This is a genomic window from Duganella sp. AC917 (genome assembly GCF_979258245.1).
In genome coordinates this window covers 437341-459207 of the sequence record NZ_OZ409848.1, presented here as the reverse complement: position 1 = coordinate 459207, position 21867 = coordinate 437341, and the positions used below count along the sequence as shown (strand labels likewise).

Annotated in this window: 17 protein-coding genes; 1 reads left to right on the top strand and 16 read right to left on the bottom strand. The window is 62.6% G+C overall.

Translation table 11 applies throughout. The features are described from left to right. Nucleotides 1–22 precede the first annotated feature (22 nt). From ACZ0BA_RS02035 to ACZ0BA_RS01985, 11 genes are all read right to left on the bottom strand, one after another. Entirely contained in the window at nt 23–3193 is a 3171-nt protein-coding gene (locus tag ACZ0BA_RS02035; RefSeq protein ID WP_463449700.1) for a discoidin domain-containing protein, read from the bottom strand. A gap of 2 nt (nt 3194–3195) precedes the next feature. Beyond that, nucleotides 3196–4026, bottom strand: a complete 831-nt coding sequence (locus ACZ0BA_RS02030) for a carbohydrate ABC transporter permease (protein WP_463449699.1) — start codon at nt 4024–4026, stop codon at nt 3196–3198. Beyond that, nucleotides 4023–4898 carry a carbohydrate ABC transporter permease gene (locus tag ACZ0BA_RS02025; RefSeq protein ID WP_463449698.1) on the bottom strand — a complete coding sequence of 292 codons (876 nt, stop codon included), beginning with the start codon at nt 4896–4898 and terminating at the stop codon, nt 4023–4025. Before ACZ0BA_RS02025 ends, ACZ0BA_RS02030 begins: the two co-directional genes overlap by 4 nt. Further along, nucleotides 4895–6151 (bottom strand): sugar ABC transporter substrate-binding protein, encoded by a 1257-nt coding sequence (locus tag ACZ0BA_RS02020; protein ID WP_463449697.1) that lies wholly within the window; start codon nt 6149–6151, stop codon nt 4895–4897. The genes ACZ0BA_RS02025 and ACZ0BA_RS02020 overlap by 4 nt, the downstream gene beginning before the upstream one ends. 26 nt (nt 6152–6177) lie before the next feature. Continuing rightward, nucleotides 6178–7650, bottom strand: a complete 1473-nt coding sequence (locus ACZ0BA_RS02015) for a glucoamylase family protein (RefSeq protein WP_463449696.1) — start codon at nt 7648–7650, stop codon at nt 6178–6180. 7 nt (nt 7651–7657) lie between these two features. Further along, nucleotides 7658–10510 (bottom strand): TonB-dependent receptor, encoded by a 2853-nt coding sequence (locus ACZ0BA_RS02010; protein ID WP_463449695.1) that lies wholly within the window; start codon nt 10508–10510, stop codon nt 7658–7660. 80 nt (nt 10511–10590) lie between these two features. Then, the gene (locus ACZ0BA_RS02005) at nt 10591–11589 is read right to left on the bottom strand and encodes a LacI family DNA-binding transcriptional regulator (protein WP_463449694.1); all 999 of its coding nucleotides are present in this window, start codon (nt 11587–11589) and stop codon (nt 10591–10593) included. 188 nt (nt 11590–11777) lie between these two features. Beyond that, on the bottom strand, nt 11778–12374 hold the full coding sequence (locus ACZ0BA_RS02000) for a MarC family protein (RefSeq protein WP_463449693.1): 597 nt from the start codon (nt 12372–12374) through the stop codon (nt 11778–11780). A 53-nt stretch (nt 12375–12427) separates the two neighbouring features. Beyond that, nucleotides 12428–12973, bottom strand: a complete 546-nt coding sequence (locus tag ACZ0BA_RS01995) for a phosphoribosyltransferase (protein WP_463449692.1) — start codon at nt 12971–12973, stop codon at nt 12428–12430. Nucleotides 12974–12985: 12 nt separating this feature from the next. Next, complete coding sequence (locus ACZ0BA_RS01990) at nt 12986–14296, bottom strand: adenylosuccinate synthase (protein ID WP_463449691.1); 1311 nt, start codon at nt 14294–14296, stop codon at nt 12986–12988. 4 nt (nt 14297–14300) lie between these two features. Next, nucleotides 14301–15461, bottom strand: a complete 1161-nt coding sequence (locus ACZ0BA_RS01985) for an ATP phosphoribosyltransferase regulatory subunit (RefSeq protein WP_463449690.1) — start codon at nt 15459–15461, stop codon at nt 14301–14303. 290 nt (nt 15462–15751) lie between these two features. Here ACZ0BA_RS01985 and ACZ0BA_RS01980 point away from each other — a divergent pair, with 290 nt between their 5' ends. Further along, nucleotides 15752–16495, top strand: coding sequence for a siderophore-interacting protein (locus tag ACZ0BA_RS01980; RefSeq protein ID WP_463449689.1), 744 nt, complete (start codon nt 15752–15754; stop codon nt 16493–16495). Between the two features lie 69 nt (nt 16496–16564). On the opposite strand, the gene hflC is transcribed toward ACZ0BA_RS01980, so the two are convergent. The 5 genes from hflC to der form a co-directional block, all read right to left on the bottom strand. Beyond that, nucleotides 16565–17482 carry a protease modulator HflC gene (hflC, locus tag ACZ0BA_RS01975; RefSeq protein ID WP_463449688.1) on the bottom strand — a complete coding sequence of 306 codons (918 nt, stop codon included), beginning with the start codon at nt 17480–17482 and terminating at the stop codon, nt 16565–16567. Continuing rightward, a complete protein-coding gene (gene hflK / locus ACZ0BA_RS01970) occupies nt 17482–18777 on the bottom strand; it encodes an FtsH protease activity modulator HflK (protein ID WP_463449687.1) in 1296 nt (431 codons plus the stop codon). The genes hflC and hflK overlap by 1 nt, the downstream gene beginning before the upstream one ends. A 17-nt stretch (nt 18778–18794) precedes the next feature. Further along, entirely contained in the window at nt 18795–20024 is a 1230-nt protein-coding gene (hflX, locus tag ACZ0BA_RS01965; RefSeq protein WP_463449686.1) for a GTPase HflX, read from the bottom strand. A gap of 42 nt (nt 20025–20066) precedes the next feature. Then, nucleotides 20067–20303 (bottom strand): RNA chaperone Hfq, encoded by a 237-nt coding sequence (hfq, locus tag ACZ0BA_RS01960; RefSeq protein ID WP_008450615.1) that lies wholly within the window; start codon nt 20301–20303, stop codon nt 20067–20069. Between the two features lie 214 nt (nt 20304–20517). Next, the gene (gene der, locus ACZ0BA_RS01955) at nt 20518–21864 is read right to left on the bottom strand and encodes a ribosome biogenesis GTPase Der (protein ID WP_463449685.1); all 1347 of its coding nucleotides are present in this window, start codon (nt 21862–21864) and stop codon (nt 20518–20520) included. Nucleotides 21865–21867 lie beyond the last annotated feature (3 nt).

Genomic DNA, 21867 nt, shown 5'->3' with positions numbered 1-21867 from the left:
GATGATCCTTGTGATCTTGAGGTTAAAACGGCGCGCCATTAATTTTCAGTACCGCCGGCAGGCTGTCGATCGTGATCCGCCGGTTTTGCCATGCCACCGGCTTGTCGTTCACGGTAGCCACGCCAGGCGCCGTATCCCATGGCCAGGTGAGGACCACTCCGCCGGGAGGCAGGCGTGGCATCGCCTCTACGTGTAAAGACAACGTGCCGTCGGCAGCCGCCAGCTTGTAGTTGAGCGGGCCATAAGGCGTGCGCAATCCGTGAAGGCCGATGCCCTCCCCGCGCAGCCAGTCGACCGGTACGCCTTCGCCCAGCAGCAAGGCCTGATCCGACTCGCGCTCGTAGGCAAACGAATCGAGCGCCGCGCGGATGTAGTCTGACGATATCCAGCCGTGCGGCATGTCGCCGACAAAGCGGGGCTGTCGCATATCCCGGCCAACCACTTCGGCCCACTGGTTCCACTTGACCGGACGCTGATCGGCATAGAAGTAGTCGAGCAATTGCGCCGCCCGCTCCCGCCAGCCCAGCCGTACGAAAGCGCTGACGTTGCGCAGCTCATAAGGCGTGTAGTCGTCCCACGCTTTGCGGCCATCGCGCCGGGCCAGGAAAAACTCCCAATATTTGTCGTATGTGGCCTTTAGCATCGCCGGCGGCAGGAACTGCTGTTCGCCGCCGGGCGTGAGCGCGATGGTCGACGACGTGGGATCGAAGTCGCCCAGTTCCGCCGCGCCGGGAAGGTAGTCGATGCCGTGCAAGGCGGCGGCGACGTCCAGCGATGCATAAAGGTCGTGGCGGAACTCGTCGCGCGCCGATGCGAGCCGTCGTTCGTCATCGGTTTTTCCAAGCGCTGCGGCGATATGAACGGCGTCCTTGTAACCCCGCATCGCCCAGAAATCATCCCAGTACGAGTGCATCGGCTTTTCCGAATATCCCTCGTGGCTGATCGAAGCCGGCATCAGGCCATACAAAGCACGACGTTCGGGCGTGCGGTTTGCATCGACACGCTCGGACTGACGCAAGGTCTCCATGTACCGGGCAGCGGCGTCGATCCCCGGCCATGCGTTTGCCAAGGCGGTCTTGTCCCGCGTATAGCGATAAAGCTCCGCCGCGAGGAAGATCAGCTGGCCGTGGCTATCGTTCTCCGGCACCGGATCGGCGCCGCGGCGGTCGACGCAGCATGGCACCTTGCCGTTGTCGAACTGGTACGGTGCGTACCAACGCAGATAGTCGGCAGCGATGTCGGCTTGCCCGAGCCGTAGCAATGCCTCCGACATCATCGCGCCATCGCGTATCCAGGAGCGGCGATAGGATCGCGTGCCAGGCTGCAGCGATGCGCCTTCGCGCGTCATCAGCATGTGCGCCAGCGACGAGCGAAGGGTGTCGGCCATATGCTGCCCCGCCGCCGGCACTTTCAGCGTGACGCGATTCAGCTTGTCGCGCCATTCGGCCGCAACGGCGTCCTGCCGCTCGGATAGCCACGCAGCGCCGTCCCTTCCTGCCGCCGGCAGGGAGTGCGGCGTCGAACCGCCCGCCATCGGCAGCACCGCACCGATAACAACGCTGCCATACGCCGGCAGCACGACGTCGTACGTCAACGCCGCCGAGGCCATGCCTGTTTCGTCATGCAGGCCGCTAGCGGCGGATTTACCCGATGAACGGTCAGCAGGCAGCAGGCCGCCGTCGAACGACGACAGCGCCACGCCGGCTGGCTTTCGCAGTGGGTGGATTTTGCTATCGCCGTTGATGGTGATCGCCTGGCCGTCCCAGCGCACATCGCGAATGGCGCTGAAGCCACCCGGCGTGTTGAGGAACTGGCGCGGCGCGTTGACCTGGAACGGACGCACCGCCAGAACCAATTGCATGCGCCGCGCCTTCGCGCCAAGGTTTTTCAGCTCGTACCTCGCCAGCAGGCGCGATGAAGCCGGCGTGCCGTCGGCGGCCGCTGTCACGGACATCGTCCAATCCGGATGCCGCCACAACACCGACGGCACCGGCAGATAACCGTCCCGCAAACTCTGACTCACCGTGACATCGGCCCAGGTGAACAGCCGGCCGCCGTCACGCACGAACGGCTCAACGGAAAAGCCGCCCTGCTTCGCCTCCAGCGCCCCATCCTCGGAAATGAGCGCGCTGTGATCCCCGCCGCCGTCAACGCCAACCAGCGTCCAGTATGATTGCTGGCCGGAGAAACCGCGCGGATACAATCCACGCCGGGCGACACGTGCCACGCCCTCGATAAACTGGTTCGGCGTCGCGCCCCATTCCAGCGCCTTCAGATCCACATCCGCCAGCGCATAGGTCGCCGAAGGACCGTTGCGCAGTACAAGCCGGATATAGCGGGCTTCGGACTCAGTCAGCCGTAACGGATCGTCACCGCCGTTGCCCGCGACGACGCTGCGCACCAGGCGCCATTGCCTGCCATCGGACGACAGCTCGATATCGTAATCGCTGGCGTAGCGGCGGCCCTGCCAATGCAGAACGAGGCCGCCGAATTCGCGCTCCGCGCCAAGATCGATCATCAGCCGCTGCGTCTTACCCTTGTTGTTCGGGACGACCCATGCCGTAGCCGCGTCGCCATCGACCGCCAGAGCGGCCGCTCCGCCGGTTAGTTGGGAAGATGCCTGCGCGACCGCCGCCGGCCAGGTGTCCGGGACCGGCGGCAAAGAGCGAATCGCCAGTTGCTTCAGGTAGATCGAACCTTTAGCGCCACCGCTGCCGGCGCTGACAACGAACTCGATGCGGTCCGCATGTTTGAGTACGCGATCCTTCGTCGGCCCCCATGCGAACAGCACCTGCCGCTTCTTGATGCGCACCAGTTGCCACTCTTTCGGGAACGTGTAATTCTGCTGCGGGAACCACCAGACATTGTCGCCACTGGCATCGGTCATCTTGAATTCAAAATGATTTACCGGCGCGTCGGCGCGCACGTAGAACGATATCTCGTAGTTTTCCGGAAGGTCCAGCGGTAGCGCGCGGCGTACGAAGGCGTAGCCGCCCTTGCCGGCAAAGTCGAAATCCAGTCGCAAGGCGCCATCGGCGGAGACAGCGGCCGTGCGCACGCCATCGGATGCCTGCGCCTGCCACGCGCCGACGACGGAAAGATCATCGATCATGCGCGGCGGAGGCTCCGCCGCGATAGCTGCGGACATGAACGCCGCAGCCAGGCCGGTAGCCAGCATCTGAATGAGCGCCATCCTCATCCCTTTACGCTCCCAACCAGCAGGCCCTGGATGTAATAGCGCTGCAAACCAAGGAACAGCAGTAGCACCGGCAGAATGGTCAACACCGAACCGGCCATCATCAACTCGTTATCCTGGACGTGCTCGCGCGAGAGCGATGCCAGCGCCACGGGCAAGGTGTACAAGTCTTTATCGGTCAGCACGATCAACGGCCACATAAAATCGTTCCACGTACCGAGGAAGGTGAAGATACCCAGCGTGACCAGGATCGGCGTAAGCAACGGCAGCACGATGACGCGGAAGATGCGGAACTCGCTGGCACCGTCCATGCGCGCCGCCTCCAGCAACGCATCCGGTATCGTCAGCGCGTACTGTCGCACCAGGAAGATGCCGAAGATGCCGGCCATCGCCGGCACCAGCACCGCGCCGTAGGTATTGACCAGCCCCAGATACTTCAGCAGCAAAAACAACGGCAACATCGCCACCTGGCTCGGTATCACCAGCGCGCCGAGCATGACCTTGAAGATCCGATCGCGCCCACGGAACTGCAGCTTGGCGAAGGCGTAGCCGGCGCTGACGTTAAACAGCAGCGACAACACTGTCGCCGCGCATGACAACAGCACGCTGTTTAGCAGATATTTGCCGATACCGGCTTGACTGAACAACTCACGATAACTATGCAGCGTCGCGGCGCTCGGCAGGAATGGCAGCGGGTACGCGCTCGACTCGCCGGGCTCCATCAAAGAGACCGACAGCATCCAAAGGAGCGGGAATAAGGTCAGCGCGCCGGCGACAAGCATCAGCGTGTTGAGTACCAGCGCACGTGGCCTCCAGGACGATGGCGTCATGCGTCCGCTCCTTTGGCAAAGCGCAGCTGTAGCAGCGTGACGCAGAACATGATCGCGAACAGAACGAAGGCCACCGCCGATGCCGCGCCCAGATTCCACCACTTGAACCCCTGCTCATACATGAAATACAGCACGCTGACGGTGCTCTGTACCGGCCCGCCCTGCGTCATCACATACGGTTCGGCGAACAGCTGGAAGTAGCCCGACATGCTCAGGATACTCACCATCAGCATCGTCGGCCCAAGCATCGGCCAGGTGATAAACCGGAACTGGCCCCACACGCCGGCGCCGTCCAGTCCTGCCGCCTCGTACAGATCGTCCGGTATGCTTTGCAGGCCGGCGAGGAAGATGATCATGTTGTAGCCGAAGTTTTTCCAGACCGCGAACAGGATAATCGCCGGCATCGCCCAATCGGGATCGTTCAGCCAATCCACCGGCGCTATGCCCAGTTGATCGAGGCCGTGGTTGATCATGCCGTAGCGCGTGTGCAGCAGATAGCGCCAGATCACCGCCACCGCCACCAGGGATGTCACTACCGGCGCGAAGAAAGCGGTGCGGAACAGGCCCTTGAACCAGGTCAGTTTCGAATTGAGCAGCAGTGCGGCGCCAAGCGAGGCGGCGATCGACAACGGCACGCCGACCACGACGAAGTACAGCGTATTGCCGAGCGCCTGCCAGAACAGCGGCGTTTGCAGCAGCTCGGCGTAGTTGCGCAACCCAACGAAGCGCAGGTTATCCAGGTTGGCCAGCGCGTAGATATCGAAGTCGGTAAGGCTCATCACCAGCGCGGCGAGCACCGGCAGGAAGAAGAAGACGCCAATGACCAGCAGCGCGGGTCCGGCAAAGCACCAGGCGGCGCGGCGCGAGTTCATCGCGCCTCCTTCCGCGCCAGCATCCAGCGGCGCTTTTCCAGAATATGATCGGCCTTGGCGTCCAATTGCACCACCGCCTCGTCGACCGTCAGCTCGCCGTGCGTCACGCGCTCCGCGACCAGCCGCATTTCGGTGGCGATGCGCTCCCACTCGGGCACCTTGGGCGCCGGCTTCACGCGTTCGAATTGCTGCCGGAACGCCTGGGCATAAACATCGTTGGCAAGAGCGGGCACATTCCAGTTGCTGCGGCGCGGCGGCAGGTCGCCGGTCAATTGGTGGAACCGCGCCGCCGTATCGGTGCGCGACAGGTATTCGATCAGCTGCCATGCTTCACGCGGGTGTTTGGAGGAAGCCGACAGCACCAGGCTGGAACCGCCGGCGATGGATGCCGCCGGCCCCGAAGGCCCGGGTAGAATGGCCGTCATCCAGTGCTGCTGCTGGTCGGCCGGCAGGCGGCGTTTGAACTCGCCCATATTCCATGGACCCGAGATGTAGAACGAAACGTAACCCATGCCGAATTCGTGATACACATTGGTGATGCGGTTCATCGGTGCCAGCTTCTGCGCGAACATGTCGGCATAGAGCTGCAGGCTGCGGCGAAAACCCGCGCTGCGGAAATTGCCATAGCGGCCGCCGTCGCGCAGCAAGGGCTCGTCGTTCTGCAGGGCCAGCGCCATCAGCGGCTCGAATTCTTCGCTGGGCAGCAGGATCGCATAATTGTCCGGTCCCACGCGGCGCTTGATGGCGTTCATCGCCTTCATCCATTCGACCCAGGTTTGCGGCGGCTTGGCATATCCCGCATTCTCCAGCATGTCGCGGCGGTAGAACAGCACGCGCGTATCGACATACCACGGCGCGCCCCACAGCTTGCCGTCCACGATATTGGTATCCCATATACCGGGAAAATAGTCTGACGGCGTCACCAGCTTCGAGGCGGCGACTTGCGCATCGAGCGGCAGCAGTGCACCCAGCGCGGCAAACTCCGGCACCCACGTATTCCCGAGCTGGAAAATGTCGGGCATGACGTCGCCGGCGAATGCAGTCAGCAGCTTTTCGTGCGCGGCGGTCCACGGCAGCTGCTGGACTTCGACCCGCACGCCGGGATGGGTGCGTTCGAACTCCGGCATCAGCGCGGTGACCACCTCGCCCTCGCGCCCCATGGCCCAAAACTTCAGGACCACGCCCTGCTCCTTGCGTGGCGCGCACGAGGCCAGCACCACGCACGCAACGACAAGCAGCGTGGCGTGGGACAAGCGTCGCAGCCTTGTAAAACCTTGCGTCATTGGGCGGGCGCCATCTCTGTGGCCGGCTTGACCTTCTCCGGCTGCCGCAACCACTCGCCGGTGAAGCCAGCGCGTTCCAGCCCGCGCCGGATGACCGGATGCCCGCGCATCACGCGCCAGACCAAATCGCTGCGATAGTTTTCCGTCATGGCGATGATCGGTCCCTGATCGATGCCCAGATAGTCGTTATCGACCCAGCCCTTGCCCTTGATCGTACGCCCTTGCGAGACCGGGATATCGTAGTCGAAGCTGGGGTTGAAGGCGTCCAGGAAGCCATACTTTCCGTAGATCCAATCGCCGTAGCGATTCTTCATCTCCAGCATCGCCGGCACCACGATCTCCGGCGCGAACGGCAGCGACGATGCGGCGGCCGTTGGCGCCAGGGTGCAATCGTCATAGTGTTTCAGGCCGCCGATGCCGCGTGCCGTGTAGGTGCGGAACGGCAGTTTGATGGCGCCGTAGTCGAGCGTTTTGTCGACCGGGCCATCGCTGGCGGTGATGCCCCACACATTGGCGCCGTAACCTTTGCAGCGCAACGGATTGTCGATCGCATAGGCCCGCTGCGCATAGGTGGCGCGGCGACTGTTCTCGAAGTAGTCGTATCCGCGCTTGCCCATGTACTCGTCGCGGATACCCCGAAAATCGATCCACACGTGGCTGTACTGGTGGATGAACAGCGACGGGTAGCCGAGATGCTCCTTGTCGCCCTTCCCTTCCAGGCTGTTTGCGTAGGTGCTGATCCAGGCTTTCCACGCATCCGGCTGTACCGGATGCGTCGGCGATCCGAGGGCCAGCACGTACACCAGCATCGCCTCGTCGTAGCCTTTCCAATCGTAGGGAATAAAGCCCGACTCGGGATGCCAGCCCAGCGCGATCGACGGTTTGCGCGCCTGCGCCCAGGTCCAGTCGACCCGTTCGTAAATCTCCGAAGCCAGCTTGCGGATCTCCTTTTCCGCCGGGTCATTGCCGTCGAAATAGGATTGGCAGAACAGCGCCCCGGCCAGGAACAGCGCCGTGTCGACGGTCGACAACTCGACCTTGTCGTGCCGCAGGCCGGTCTTCATATCGAGGAAGTGATAGAAGAAGCCCTTGTAGCCGCTAGTGGACGTCCCTTTGGCGTCGCCCTGAGGCGCGTTGCGGAAGAAGCGCAAGGTGGCCAGCACGCGCTCGCGTGCCTGCTGGCGCGTGACATAACCCCGCTCGACGCCAATCGGATAGGCGGTCAGCCCGAAGCCGACCGCCGCGACGCTGGAGAAGGACGGCGTTGGATACCGGTCCGGCACCAAGCCGTTGGCCGGGTTGGCGGTTTCCCAGAAAAAGTCGAACGTGCGGCGCTGAAGGTCGTCGAACATCGGCGGCAGCGCCGAATCGCGCGCCTGCGCGGCGCCGCCGCCCGCAAACAAGGCGGAGACGGCGAACGCCAGGCTGGCGGCGGTGTGAAGGACGCGAGGCTTGGAAAATACGCTCATGTACACCTCAGAACGCGTAACGCGCGCTGAACTTCAAGGTGCGCATCTGGCCGCCCATGGCGGTCGGCACGCCGAGATTTCTGTTGTCGCCACCCAGGCGGTTCTGCGGATTGCCAGGGCCACCGCCCCAGCCATCATAGCCGCCATAGTTGATCGTGTTGAACAGATTGAGCACATCGGCACGCAGCGACACGCGGCCGAAGCGGAACCCGACCTCCTTCGACAAGCCGACATCGACCTGGCGGAATCGGTCGCCATCACCTTTGACGGACACGCACTGAGTGGAACCCGCGGAGCAATCCGTGATACGGTAAGGCAGGCCAGAACCCAGGGTCACCTTCCCGGACAACATCAGCCCCCACGGCAGCCAGCCGTCGGATACGCCGGCGACCACCAGCCGATGGCGCTCGACATCGGTCGATGGATTCCACGCGGAGGCGTAGCGGCCATAGGTCCAGTTGAAGATCTCGTTGGTCCATTCCTTGTTGGTGGTTTCGGCCCTGCTATAGGTGTAGGTCGCGCCCAGGCTCCAGGTCGAAGCCCTGGAATATGGCTTGTCCATTTTCAGATACGCCGACTCGGTCTTTGCTTGCGAGATGAAATCGCCCAGCACCAGCGTGCCGTAACCGGGCACGGAATTGAACAGCGGATCGATCGGACTGGCGTTACCCCAACCACCCTGCGGATCGCGGTTACCGCCGAACCAGTTAAACTGGTTGCGGGCGCGCGAGTTGGTGTAGCCCGCCTCGCCGTTCCAGATGCCCAGCGCCTGACGCAAACCGAAACTCCACATGTCGGTGTACGCCATCTTGTGATCGTTCTTGATCATCCAGATTTCACCGCCCGTCTGCGCATTTTTCTGGGCCTCGTCCATCGCATGGTTGGCGATGGTGCGGTCGTACGCCCTGCCCCAACCAGCGAATAGCACCGATGCGCGGTCGCCGTAGATATCGTAGGACAGCCCCAGACGCGGCGCAAAGGCCTTCTTGAATGCTTTGCGGCTGTTGCCGGTGCTGATGTACTCGCCGATATTGACGCCACCCTTGGCCAGCGACTGCGCGTAGGTCTGGCCGGCTGGCGCGCCTTGACGCGGATCCTGCATGCCAAACAGCGCCACACGGTCGGCCGGCGTCGCGTAACTATCGTTGAGCATATTGTCTTCGTAGTCGTAGCGCATACCGAGATTAAGCAGCAGCTTGTCGGTCGCCTGCCAGTCGTCCTGGAAATAGATGCCGTACTGGTTGTTGGAGAACTCCACGCCATACGGCGGCACCGCCGCTTCGGAACGGATCAAGCTTGGCACACCGGTGACGGTGTCGATCCGCTCGATACGACGCTCGACCGCGAACGCGGTGCCCGACAGGTCATACGTGATGTGCTTGACCTTGACGCCAGCCTTCATCGTATGCCCGCTCTTGCCGGTGTAGGTCAGGTCATCCTGGAACAGCAGGCCGCTCTGCTGGCGGAACTGGTTGTTCGGCGAGCCGCCGACCACCAGCACATCGACCACGTTGTTATCGGTATTGCTCGGCGAGACCTGATACTTGATGTAGGGCGAATTGGCGTTCGAATGGGGATTCCAGCTGTACTTCTCGTAGCCGATGCGGGCCTCGTTGAGGAAGTCGTCATTGCTCCACTCATGCTTGAAATCGAAACGGTCTTCATCGTTGCTGCGATTGAGGACATTCTCGGCCACGCTCAGTTTCACGTCCTCAGGAATCATATCGGTCTCGCGCCGCACGCGCGCGGTCGCTTCCACGCGCTGGTTTTTAGCGATCTGCGCGTCGACCTTCAGCAAGAACAAGTCTTCCTTGAATTTCGATACGGCGTTACCCTCCTGCGCCAACAGCGACGGAACGATGCCTGCGTTGGGTAGCAAGTCAGTGCGCTGCGCGATCACCTGGCGCGGGCTATCGATCTTCTTGCCTTCATAGGCGAAGAAGTAGTGCGCCACGTCCTTCTTGATCGGGCCGCCCAGGGTCATGCCATATTGATCCTGCGACGACTTTGGACGGCCGACGCCCCGCTGCTCCGACTCTTTCTGGAACGGGTCCTTGGCCGTGAGGTTGGTGCCGGTGTGGTCCCAGAACGCGTCGCCATGCAGCTCGTTGCCGCCGGATTTGGTGATGGCGGTGATTGCAGCGCTCGATACCTGGTCGAATTCGGCCTTGTAGTTTTGCGCGATCACCTTGTACTCCGCGATCGCCGATTGCGGGAACGGATTGCCCCGGCTCGTATCGAGGCCCGAGACGCCGCCGCGCAGGATGTTGTTCTTCTGGCTGACGCCATCGATGAAGACGTTGACGTTGTCCTGGTTCTGCGATCCGGATTGCAGCTTGACGTTACCGCTGTTATCGACACTGAATCGCACGCCCGGCGCCAGGTCGGCGAAGGAGAGGAAATTGCGGGTAACCTGCGGCAGCTTCTCGATCTGTTCGCGCGACACGGAGGTGCCGACCTCGGAGCCGGCGACATCGCGCCGCGTTGCGGACCCGGTAATCACGACCTGCTGCACGCCGCTTTGCAACGACAGGTTGACCTGGCTGGTCTGGCCGACGCTGACCGTCACCAGTTCGGACTTCTGTTCGCCGACCTTGATCTGGTAAGTGCCAGGCGCGACGCCGGTCAGCACGTAGCTGCCATCGGCGCGCGTGACGGTGTTGTAGACGTAGCCGTTCGACTGGTTGGTGGCGCTGACCGCGTTGCCGGCCGACGGCGCGGCGCCGCTGGTGACCTGCCCCTGGATCGTCGCGCTGCTCAATTGCGCGTGTGCCGGGATGGCTGTCAGCAGTGCTGCGGCCAGTGCCGCGGCCATTGCGGACAGACGAAGGGACGGCGTTTGCCGTTGGGTGTTGTTCATGGTTGTCTCCTGTTTTTTTGTGTACTTTTTTGTTGTACTACTAAGGCATGAAACGGGTGATGCGGGTGCTACTGGATGATTCAGGTGCCTCCCGTCGAAGCGCGCACCACCAGTTCCGCGTCCAGCGTCTGCGCGGTGGCCGGGATGCTTCCAGGCTGGCCGATTTGTGCGTGCAGGCGCTCCAACGCGCGCACACCCAGATCGACGATCGGGACTCGAACGGTCGTCAATGCCGGACTGACGTACCGGGCAATACGAATATCATCGAAGCCGGCCAGCGCGATGTCGCGCGGCAGCTCCAGGCCGTGCTGGCGCAACTCCAGCAGCGCGCCGATGGCCATCATGTCGTTGGCGGCGAACAGCGCGTCCGGGCGCTCGGCCGCAACCGCGAGCGCCTGGCCGACGCGCTGCCCCGACTCCTCGGAGAAGTCGCCTTCGAACACCTGCGCCACGGCCTGCGGCGCCAGCGCGGCAAGGGCAGCGTGGTAGCCACGCAGCCGCTCCTGCGCTTCGAAGTTACCGGCCGGTCCCGCGAGGAATGCGATGCGCCTGTAGCCCTGCCCCACCAGATGGGCCACCATCGCGTAGGCGCCGCTGTAGTTATCGAACGAGATCGACGCATACTGCGTGCCGCCGGCCGCGGTGCTCATTAAAACGATGGGCAGGTCTTCGGGCAGGTTATCGGACAGCAGCGCGGCGTCGACATGGGGCGACATCACCAGCAGGCCGTCGACACGGCCGCGCATGGCGCGGATGGATAGCGCCACTTCGTCGGCGTCGCCGTGCAGGCTCGATACCATCAGGTGCAGGCCACGGGCGCGTGCGGCGACGTCGATGCCGCGAATGATCTCGGAGAAGAACTCGCCATACAGGTCCGGCAGCAGCACGCCGATGGTGTTGGTGAAGCTGGTCGTCAGGCTGCGAGCGCCCACGTGCGGCATGTAGCGCATGCGCTTGACCACCGCCAGAATGTGTTTGCGGGTGTCGTCGGTGATGCTGGCGTGACCGTTGAGCGCGCGCGAAACCGAGGCCACCGATACCCCTGCCTCCTGCGCCACGTCCTTGATCGTTATCGCCATCGTTGTCGCTTTCTAAAAATGTAACCGGTTACATTTGCCTCAAAAAATATAACCGGCTACGTTAATGAGAATGTAACCGGTTACATTGGTGTTTGGAAAAGTCTACTCGCGTTCGCCGCGCACTGTAAAGACTTTTCCACAACTTTTCTATTTATACACAGCGCGAACGTATCGGTCCGGCCAGGACATTACAACGTCTTGACGAACTCCCGAATCCCGCTCAGCAGCATCTCCACCGACATCGCCGTCAGGATCAACCCCATGAGACGCTCGAACGCGGTCATCACCTGAGGGCCGAGCACCTTCTGCAGCTTCTCGGCGCTGAGGAACACCAGCAGCCACACCACCGCCACGGCCGCCAGCGCGGCCACGTGCACCATCACCTCGCCGGTGCTCTCGCTGGAGAACAGCAGCACCGTGGCCAGGGCCGAGGGGCCGGCCAGCGCCGGTATCGCCAGCGGTACGATGAACGGCTCGCCGCCGTCGGTGCGGCCCAACACGCCATCCGGATGGGGGAAGATCATGCGGATCGAGATAAGCAGCAGAATCACCGCGCCGCCGATGCGCAGCGCGACTTCCGACAGATGCAGCGCCGCCAGGAAGTGGCGCCCGAAGAACATGAAGATCAACAGCAGCACAAAGGCGATGCCGCATTCGCGCAAGACGATGCGCGAGCGGCGCGCCGGCGCCACCGGATTGAGCACGCTGGCGAACAAGGGCACGTTGCCAAATGGGTCGGTCACGAGCACCAGCAAAATAAAGGTCTGGAAGAAGTCCTGGGTCATATGTTTTTTTTATTGAATAAAAAAGGGAGCCGAAGCTCCCTTAGTCGAAAGGCTTATTGAGCCGCTTCGCCTTTTTTGATCCATGCGGCCAGTTGATGCGGACGCAGACCGTCGTAGTCTTCGAACGGCTGGTGGATCCACGGATTGTGCGGCAGTTCTTCCATCTGGTAGTCCGGCTTGAAGGCCGAGCTGCCCTTGGTCCAGATCACGGCCGATTTCACATCGGTGACGCCTTCGAAGTTGTCCTTCAAATGCTTCATCACCTTGATCAAGGTGACGCCGGAATCGGCCAGGTCGTCCACCAGCAGGATCTTGCCCGACAACGGGCCCTTGGTCATCGTCATGTACTTGGCGATGTCCAGGTCACCGCGCACCGTGCCCGCTTCTTCGCGGTAGCTGCTGGTCGACAGAATCGCCAGCGGCACGTCAAAGATGCGCGAGAAGACGTCGCCCGGACGCACGCCGCCGCGCGCCAGGCACAGTACCATGTCGAACTTCCAGCCCGATTCATGGACCTTCAGCGCCAGGCGCTCGATCAGGCGGTGGTACTCGTCCCAGGATACCCACAGGTGTTTTTCGTTCGATTGCGGATCGCTCATATTCATTCCTTATTATTCGAACGGGTGACGCAGAACGATCGTCTCTTCACGATCGGGACCGGTCGATACCATGTCGACCGGCACGCCGACCAACTCTTCGATACGTTTGATGTACGCGCGGGCGGTGGCCGGCAGCGCTGCCAGCGATTTCGCGCCGACGGTGCTTTCGGTCCAACCCGGCATCTCTTCGTAGACCGGCACGCAGCGCGCGGCTTCCTCTGCGCCCGACGGGAAGATGTCGACCGATACGCCGTCGATGGTGTAACCGGTGCACAGCTTGAGCGTTTCCAGGCCGTCCAGCACATCGAGCTTGGTCAGGCACATGCCGGTGACGCCGTTGATCTGGACCGAGCGACGCAGCAGCGCGGCGTCGAACCAGCCGCAGCGACGTGCGCGGCCGGTGACGGTGCCGAACTCGTGGCCCACTTGCGCCAGGTGGTGGCCAACGCCTGCATCGGTCGGCAGCTCCGAAGGGAACGGGCCGGAACCGACGCGGGTGGTGTAGGCCTTGGTGATGCCCATGATGTAGTGCAGCATGTTCGGACCGACGCCGGCGCCGGCGGCGGCATTACCGGCCACGCAGTTCGACGAGGTGACGAACGGATAGGTGCCGTGGTCGACGTCCAGCAGCGAGCCTTGCGCGCCTTCGAACAGCAGGTTGGCGCCGGCCTTGTGCGCGGCGTACAGCGCGCTCGAAACGTCGGTCACCATCGGGCGCAGGCGCGGCACGTAGGCCAGCGCATCGTCCAGGGTTTTCTGGTATTCGATGCGCGGGGCCTTGAGGTAGTGCTCCAGCACGAAGTTGTGGTAGTCGAGGTTCTCGGCCAGCTTTTCGGCGAAGCGCTTTTCGTTCAGCAGGTCGGCGACGCGGATGGCGCGGCGCGCCACCTTGTCTTCGTAGGCCGGGCCGATGCCCTTGCCGGTGGTGCCGATCTTCGCTTCGCCACGGGCGGCTTCACGGGCCAGATCCAGCGCGGCGTGGTAAGGCAGGATCACCGGCGCGGCATCCGACACCTTCAGGCGCGAGGCGACTTCGACGCCGACTTTTTCGAGCTTGTCGATTTCGCGCAGCACGTCCGGCACCGACACCACCACACCGTTACCGATGTAGCAGGCCACGCCCGGACGCATGATGCCCGACGGGATCAGCTGCAGCGCGGTCTTGACGCCGCCGATGACCAGCGTATGGCCGGCGTTGTGGCCGCCCTGGAAGCGGACCACACCTTGTGCATGATCGGTCAACCAGTCGACGATCTTGCCTTTACCTTCATCGCCCCATTGGGTACCGATGACGACGACGTTCTTTGCGTTTTTCTTTGACATCACACTAACCTAAGTTTTTAAGAATCCAGTTACTACCACTATCGTCGAGTACCAGAGCGCGGTCGCACTCGAACTCGTCCAGCTCGTTGCTGTGACCCGGCATACTTTGGATCACCACTTCGCCGGACTTGCGCAGCTCGGCGATTTTTTCCTTCAATTCAGGCGCGTTGCCCCATGGAGCGCGGATCGAATGCTTGCGCTCCGCGGTCGGCAACAGGCGCGCCAGCTCGCGCAGGTCGAGCGAGAAGCCGGTGGCGGGACGCGCCCGGCCAAAAGCTTCGCCTACGTGATCGTAACGGCCGCCGCGCGCCACCGCGTTCGGCAAGCCTGGCACATACAGCGCGAACATCGCGCCGCTTTCGTACTGGTAGCCGCGCAGGTCGGCCAGGTCGATCGCCACTTCGGCGCGGCCCAGCGCGGACGCTGCCAGCGCGGCCAGTTCGGCCAGCGCCTTGGCCATGCCAGGCAGGTCGGGCAGCGTTTCGCGCGCCTTCTTCAATACTTCGACGTCGCCATACAGGTTCGGCAGCGCCAGCAAGGCTTCGCGCACCTGCGGCGCGTAGTTGGCGGTGATGGCCTGCAGGCCCGGCACGTCCTTGGAGCGCAGCAGGCCATACAACGCCGCTTCATCGGCGGCCGCGTTGGCGTCGCCGTCGAGGATCACGCGCAGCACGCCGGCGTGGGCCAGATCGAGGCGCACCTCGTCGAACCCGGCCAGCGCCAGCGACGCCAGCGCCAGCTCGAGGATCTCGGCGTCCGCTTCGAGGCCGGCGTGGCCATAAATTTCGGCGCCGATCTGCAGCGGCTCACGCGTGGTGTGCAGACCCGATGGACGGGTGTGCAGCACGCTGCCGGCGTAGCACAGGCGCGTGACCGAATCGCGGTTGAGCAGGTGGGCGTCGATGCGCGCCACTTGCGTGGTCATGTCGGCGCGGATGCCCAGCATGCGGCCGGAGATCTGGTCGACCAGCTTGAAGGTGCGCAGGTCGGTGTCCTTGCCGGCGCCGGCCAGCAGCGACTCGACATACTCGAGCAGCGGCGGCATGACCAGTTCATATCCGTACAGACGGAAATTATCCAGCATCAGACGACGCAACTCTTCGATCTTGCGGGCTTCCGACGGCAAAACGTCGGCGATGTTCTCGGGCAAAAGCCAATTCGGCATGGGAAACTGGATACGGAAAAATTAAAAAACGAATAATGCGGCGAACGTGGCGCTGCCATAAAAGCGGCGGGCCGAACCTGATATTTTACGCGAAATGCCGGTCGGGCGGGAAAAAATCGCCGCCCGCCGCAGGTCTGGAAGGTCCCGCAGCGGACGATTAGCGTGTCGGTCTCGGCGCTCGCCCACAATAAATCCGCTTGCTGAGACGTCTACATTGCTATCGATACGATATTCGCGCAGGGCTGCGCGCCCTCCCCCATCCTCCTACAACACGCCACGGAGTACTCGCAATGAACGACCTCGCCATCCCTCCCATGAAAAACAGCGCCGGCCTGCTGGAATCGGCACTGCGCAAGCTGTTCGCGCGTAGCGCCCGGATAGTGCGGATCGAAGATGTCGGCGACGCCTTCCGCATCGTCACGCTGGGCGGTGAGGCGTTGCGCGGCGCTGGCTGGTCGCCCGGGGACAAGATCCAGATCCAGCTGGGCGGCTGGACCCAGCGCACGTACACGCCGATGGGTTGGGACGCCGAGCGCGGGCGCACCCGCATCCTGGTCTACCTGCATGCCGGCGGACCAGGCGCGCAGTGGGCGCGCACGCTGCGCAAGGGCGATGACTGCATCGTCTTCGGCCCGCGCCGGTCGGTGCGGCAAGCGCCCACCACTTCGGCCGTTATCGTGTTCGGCGACGAGACGTCGTTGGGCCTGGCGGCGGCGCTGGCAGATCAGACGGACCCTCCGGCCGTGCAGGGACTGTTCGAAGTCTCCCGGCCCGCCGACACGGCTCCCGTCATCGAGCGGCTGGAACTGCACGGAGCCACCTTGTGTCCGCGCCTTGAAAACGACGGCCATTTCACCGAACTGGAAGCGCGCATGGCGGCGCTGTTGCGGGCGCATCCCGAGGCGGAGGTTGTGCTGACCGGCCGCGCCGCAGCGATCCAGCACATGAACGGGCTGCTGAAGCGGGAAAACGTCGCTGCCGGCCAGCGACAAAGCAAAGCATATTGGGCGCCCGGCAAGACCGGCCTCGATTGAGCGGTGCGCCAATGAAAAAAGGGGCGGATACCTTGTCGGTATCCGCCCCTTTTTTATGCCGTCGCCGGCTTACTTCTTCGGTGCCGCAGGCGCCGACGGTGCGCCGCCGGTGCCCGAGCTCTTGAAGTACTTGAAGTAGTCCGAACTGGCGTCCATCACCAGCACGTCGCCATGGTTCTTGAACGTGGCGCGGTAGGCTTCCAGGCTGCGATAGAACTTGTAGAACTCCGGATTGCGGCCGAACGCTTCGGCGTAGATCGCCGACGCCTTGGCGTCGCCCTCGCCGCGCATCGTTTCCGCTTCACGATAAGCCTCGGCCAGGATCACTGCGCGCTGACGGTCGGCGTCGGCGCGGATCTTCTCCGATTCGGCCGAACCGGTCGAACGCAGCTCGTTGGCTACGCGCAGGCGCTCGGCCTTCATGCGGTCGTACACCGAGTTGTTAATCTGCTCGACGTATTCGACACGCTTGAGGCGCACGTCGATGATCTCGACGCCGATCTGCGCGGCTTCCTGAACCACCTTGGTGCGGATCGCTTCCATCACCTTGCCACGCTTGCCCGAAATGACTTCGCTCACGGTGTGCTTGGTGATTTCCTCGTTCAGCGCGGCCTTGACGATGACCGACATGCGATCGCGCGCGCGGGTCTCGTCGCCGCCGAAGGTGACGTAATACAGCTTGGCCTGGCCTTCGTTGCGGCCGATACGCCACTTGACGAAGCTGTCGACCAAAATGTTCATCTTCTCGGCGGTGATGAAGCGCTCGGCGTCGGCCGATTCGATGGTCAGGATGCGGTTATCCAGATACAGCACGTTCTGGAACGGCGGCGGCAGTTTGAAATGCAGCCCCGGCTCGCGGATGACTTCCTTGATCTGACCCAGCGCGAAGACGATCGCGTATTTGCGCTGATCGACCACGAACACCATCGACGACAGCAACAGCAGCACGACGAAAACAGCAATGAGGGAACTAGCTATGCGATTCATTAACGACTCTCCCGGTCACGTCCGGACTCACGCGAGCGCGAATCGCGCTGGCGGGTTACTTCAACCGATGGCATGACTTCCGACGGCAGCGTTGCCACCGGCGGTGGCGAAGCCTGCGCCGCCTTGGCCTGGGCCGCTGCCGCGTCGGTCGCAGCCGCCTGGGCGATCAGCTTGTCCAACGGCAGATACAGCAAATTGCTGCCGCTCTTGGCGTCGACCATCACCTTGCTGGCGCTCGAATAGATCTGCTGCATCGTTTCCAGATACATGCGGTCGCGCGTGACGCCCGGCGCCTTCTGGTACTCGGTCAGCACCTGCTTGAAGCGCGCCGCGTTACCGGTGGCGTTTTCGGTGACCATCGAACGATAGGCTTCGGCCTCCTGCAGCAGGCGCGAAGCGTAACCGCGCGCCTTCGGAATGACGTCGTTGGCGTACGCCTGGCCTTCGTTCTTCTGGCGTTCCAGATCCTGGCCGGCCTTGACGGCATCGTCAAAGGCGACTTGCACCTGCTCCGGCGGTTGCACCGCCTGCAGCGTCACGTTCGAAATCAGCACCCCCGACGCGTAGCGGTCGAGGATCAACTGCATCAGCTGCTGCGTTTCATAGGCCACCTTGTCGCGGCCCTCGTACAGCACGAAGTCCATCTTGTTCTTGCCGACGATTTCGCGGATCGAGGTCTCGGCCACCTGGCGGACGGTGTCCTCCTCGTCGCGGTTGTTCATCAGCCAGGCCACGGGGTCCTTCAGCTTGAACTGCACGGCAAACTGCATGTCGATGATGTTTTCATCATCGGTCAGCATCAGCGATTCGCGCGCCTGCTTGTTCTTGACGTTGCCGCGGTAGCCGATTTCGACCATCCGCATCTGCGATACCTTGACCGTTTCGTCGCTCTGGAACGGATACGGCCAGCGCCAGTTGAAACCGGAGCCGGTGGTGTGGCTCACTTTACCGAAGGTGTAGACCACACCGGTCTGGCCCTCCTGCACGATGAAGGAACCGCTGGCGAGCCAGATCAGCGCGGCGACGACGGCGATGGCGCCACCGGTGGCACGCATGCCGGCCAGGTCCGGACGCGGTGCGCCGGGACCTGCGGGGCCGCCGTTGTTGGGGCCCTCCGGACGGTTCTTCTGGCCGAAGAAGCTGTTTAGGCGCTGATTGAAATCGCGCCACAACTGCTCCATGTCAGGAGGTCCTTCGCCAGGCTTTTTGCCTTCATTCGCTTGCGGCTCGCCGTCCTTTTTGTCCGAGCCCCAGCGGGGATCGTTCAGCGACGGCTTGAGGCCAAGACGTTTCATTATTGAGGAGACACGCATCAGTGTGGTCCAACGTTATTAGGGGTGGGACTGCTATCTGCTTCATAGTCGGATGGCGAATCGGCGTCGCCATCGGCTGCCTCCTCGTCGTCCGCTTGATCCGCTTCTTCGAATTCTTCTGTTTCGCCTGTCGGATACGCCTGGTTCAACCTGGCGCCGGGTGCCGCCTTGGCCCATTCAACCACCGCCTCGCGCAGCAGATCGACGCCCTGGCCGGTGCGTGCGCTGAGGAAAACGCGGGAAATCTTATCATACTCATCCCTTTCCACAGACGGCTCCAGGCCCGCCGCGTCGATCTTGTTCCACACCAGAATTTGCGGAATATGATCGGCGCCGATTTCCTTGAGCACCAGGTTGACCTGTTCGATCTGCTCCATGCGCACCGGCGACGATGCGTCGACGACATGCAGCAGCAAATCGGCGTGGATGGTCTCTTCCAGGGTGGCGCGGAACGCCGCCACCAGCTGGTGCGGCAGCTCGCGCACGAAACCGACCGTATCCGAGAACACCACGTTGCCCACTTCCTGGCCCATGTAGACGCGCCGCGAGGTCGTGTCCAGCGTGGCGAACAACTGGTCGGCGACGTAGACGCCGGCCTTGGTCACCGCGTTGAACAAGGTCGATTTGCCGGCATTGGTATAGCCGACCAGCGACACCGAAAACGTCTGGCTGCGGCCACGCGAGCGGCGCTGCGTCTCGTGCTGCTTGCGCAGCTTGCCGAGACGCGCGCGCAGCGCCTTGACCCGCTCGCCGATCAATCGGCGGTCGGTTTCAAGCTGCGTTTCGCCGGGACCGCGCAAGCCGATACCGCCCTTTTGCCGTTCAAGGTGGGTCCAGCCGCGTATCAGGCGCGTGGCCAGATGCTGCAGCTGCGCCAGTTCCACCTGCAGCTTGCCCTCGTGGGAGGCGGCGCGCTGGGCGAAAATGTCGAGTATCAAACTGGTACGGTCAAGCACCCGGATCTGCAGGCGCTTTTCCAGGTTGCGTTGCTGTGCCGGCGACAGCGCGTGGTTGAAGATGACGATTTCGATGCCGTGATCGAGCACGGCGAGACCGATCTCGTCGGCCTTGCCGCTGCCGACGAAATACGCCGCGTCAGGAGAGGAGCGTTTTGCCGTGATCGTCGTGACAGGCTCCGCACCTGCTGAACGGGCCAGCAGTTGCAGTTCCTCGACGCTGGCGGCAAAGTCGCCCTGACCGAAATCGATACCGACTAGAGCTGCGCGCATAAGACGGTCAGGCTGGTTGGAAAGAAGCCGAGATGCAAGCGATTATTCCGCTTCGGATTCAATGTTGAGGTTGACGGCGCGTGCCGGCACTACCGTGGAGATGGCGTGTTTGTAGACCATCTGGGTCACGGTATTACGCAGCAGTACGACGTACTGATCGAACGATTCGATATGGCCCTGCAGCTTGATGCCGTTGACCAGATAAATCGAGACAGGAACATGCTCTTTGCGCAAGGCATTGAGGAATGGGTCTTGTAACAGTTGCCCTTTGTTGCTCATAACAGCTCCATTTTATGTTGTTGTGTTGGAATTGGAGGCGAAACGCTTAATTTCAAGTGCGATTTCAAGTACGTGGCCCAGCGAAAGTCAAATGATTTCCGCTGAAACACCGCTCGCCGTGCCGGGAATGGTGCTTCTGAGCCACTGTAACCTGTTTTGACAATTTTTGCAGGGGCGTCCCGTACAAAAAAGCCAAAATTCTCTTATTTTTTTCTTATTTCGGCGCCGTCTTGGAGAACGGGTTTTTACCGGTGCGCAGCTCGATGCGCAACGGCGTGCCGACCAGCTGGAACGTGTCCCGGAAATGTTTTTCCAGGTAACGCTTGTAAGGCTCGCCGACGGCGTCCAATGCGTTGCCGTGAATAACGATCACCGGTGGATTCATGCCGCCCTGGTGCGCATAACGCAGCTTCGGACGGATCGAACCCTTGCGGCGCGGCTCCTGCTTTTCCACCGCCTCGATCAGCGCGCGGGTCAGTTTTGGCGTCGACAGGTTGGCCGTGGCGGCGGCGTAGGCCGCGTCGACCGACTTCATCAACGGGCCGATGCCCTGCGATTTCAAGGCCGAGATGAAGTGCATCTTGGCGAACGACAGGAAGTCGAGCTTGCGGTCGATGTCGATCTTGATCTCGTCGCGCTCGTCGGTGCGCAGGCCGTCCCACTTGTTGACGGCGATGACCAGCGCGCGGCCGGTCTCCAGCACGAAGCCGGCGATGTGGGCGTCCTGCTCGGAGATGTCCTGCTGGGCGTCGAGCATCAGCACGACCACGTTGGCCTCGGAGATCGACTGCAGCGTTTTAACGACCGAGAATTTCTCGATCGCCTCGAACACCTTGCCGCGGCGGCGGATACCGGCCGTGTCGATCAGCGTGTACTGTTTGCCTTCGCGTTCGAACGGAATCTCGATCGAGTCGCGGGTGGTGCCTGGCATGTCGAAAGCGATGACGCGCTCTTCGCCGACCAGCGTGTTGATCAGGGTCGACTTGCCCACGTTCGGGCGGCCCACCAGCGCGATCTTGACGCCAAGGTCGTCGCGCGCGAGTTCCTCGGGATCGTCGGGACGCTGGGCGAAGGCCAGGTTCAGCGCCTCCTCCACCAGGTCGGCGACGCCGTCGCCGTGCGCCGACGAGATCGAGTACGGCTCGCCCAGTCCCAGCTCGTAGAAGTCGGCGACGACGGCGGTGTAGCGCATGCCCTCGGACTTGTTCACGACGAGCATGACCGGACGGCCGCTTTTACGCAGGAAGTCGGTGATGGTTTTGTCATGCGGCGTCAGGCCCTGGCGGCCGTCGACCAGGAAGACGACGATGTCGGCTTCGGCCACGGCCTGCTTGGTCTGCTTGGCCATCTGATGCATGATGCCTTCCTTGGCGACCGGCTCGAAGCCGCCCGTGTCGATGACGAGGAAGGGACGTTCGCCGACACGGCCCTCGCCATAGTGACGATCTCGCGTCAACCCAGGCAAGTCCGCCACCAGCGCATCGCGCGAGCGGGTCAGACGATTAAACAAGGTCGATTTCCCTACATTGGGTCGACCCACTAGTGCGATTACCGGCTTCATTGT

Coding starts and splice junctions, on each gene's coding strand:
- ACZ0BA_RS02030 (WP_463449699.1), bottom strand. CDS start 4,026: ATGACGCCATCGTCCTGGAGGCCACGTGCGCTGGTACTCAACACGCTG.
- ACZ0BA_RS02025 (WP_463449698.1), bottom strand. CDS start 4,898: ATGAACTCGCGCCGCGCCGCCTGGTGCTTTGCCGGACCCGCGCTGCTG.
- hflX (WP_463449686.1), bottom strand. CDS start 20,024: ATGCGCGCAGCTCTAGTCGGTATCGATTTCGGTCAGGGCGACTTTGCC.
- ACZ0BA_RS02015 (WP_463449696.1), bottom strand. CDS start 7,650: ATGAGCGTATTTTCCAAGCCTCGCGTCCTTCACACCGCCGCCAGCCTG.
- ACZ0BA_RS01990 (WP_463449691.1), bottom strand. CDS start 14,296: ATGTCAAAGAAAAACGCAAAGAACGTCGTCGTCATCGGTACCCAATGG.
- ACZ0BA_RS01995 (WP_463449692.1), bottom strand. CDS start 12,973: ATGAGCGATCCGCAATCGAACGAAAAACACCTGTGGGTATCCTGGGAC.
- der (WP_463449685.1), bottom strand. CDS start 21,864: ATGAAGCCGGTAATCGCACTAGTGGGTCGACCCAATGTAGGGAAATCG.
- hfq (WP_008450615.1), bottom strand. CDS start 20,303: ATGAGCAACAAAGGGCAACTGTTACAAGACCCATTCCTCAATGCCTTG.
- ACZ0BA_RS02000 (WP_463449693.1), bottom strand. CDS start 12,374: ATGACCCAGGACTTCTTCCAGACCTTTATTTTGCTGGTGCTCGTGACC.
- hflC (WP_463449688.1), bottom strand. CDS start 17,482: ATGAATCGCATAGCTAGTTCCCTCATTGCTGTTTTCGTCGTGCTGCTG.
- hflK (WP_463449687.1), bottom strand. CDS start 18,777: ATGAAACGTCTTGGCCTCAAGCCGTCGCTGAACGATCCCCGCTGGGGC.
- ACZ0BA_RS01985 (WP_463449690.1), bottom strand. CDS start 15,461: ATGCCGAATTGGCTTTTGCCCGAGAACATCGCCGACGTTTTGCCGTCG.
- ACZ0BA_RS02035 (WP_463449700.1), bottom strand. CDS start 3,193: ATGGCGCTCATTCAGATGCTGGCTACCGGCCTGGCTGCGGCGTTCATG.
- ACZ0BA_RS01980 (WP_463449689.1), top strand. CDS start 15,752: ATGAACGACCTCGCCATCCCTCCCATGAAAAACAGCGCCGGCCTGCTG.
- ACZ0BA_RS02010 (WP_463449695.1), bottom strand. CDS start 10,510: ATGAACAACACCCAACGGCAAACGCCGTCCCTTCGTCTGTCCGCAATG.
- ACZ0BA_RS02005 (WP_463449694.1), bottom strand. CDS start 11,589: ATGGCGATAACGATCAAGGACGTGGCGCAGGAGGCAGGGGTATCGGTG.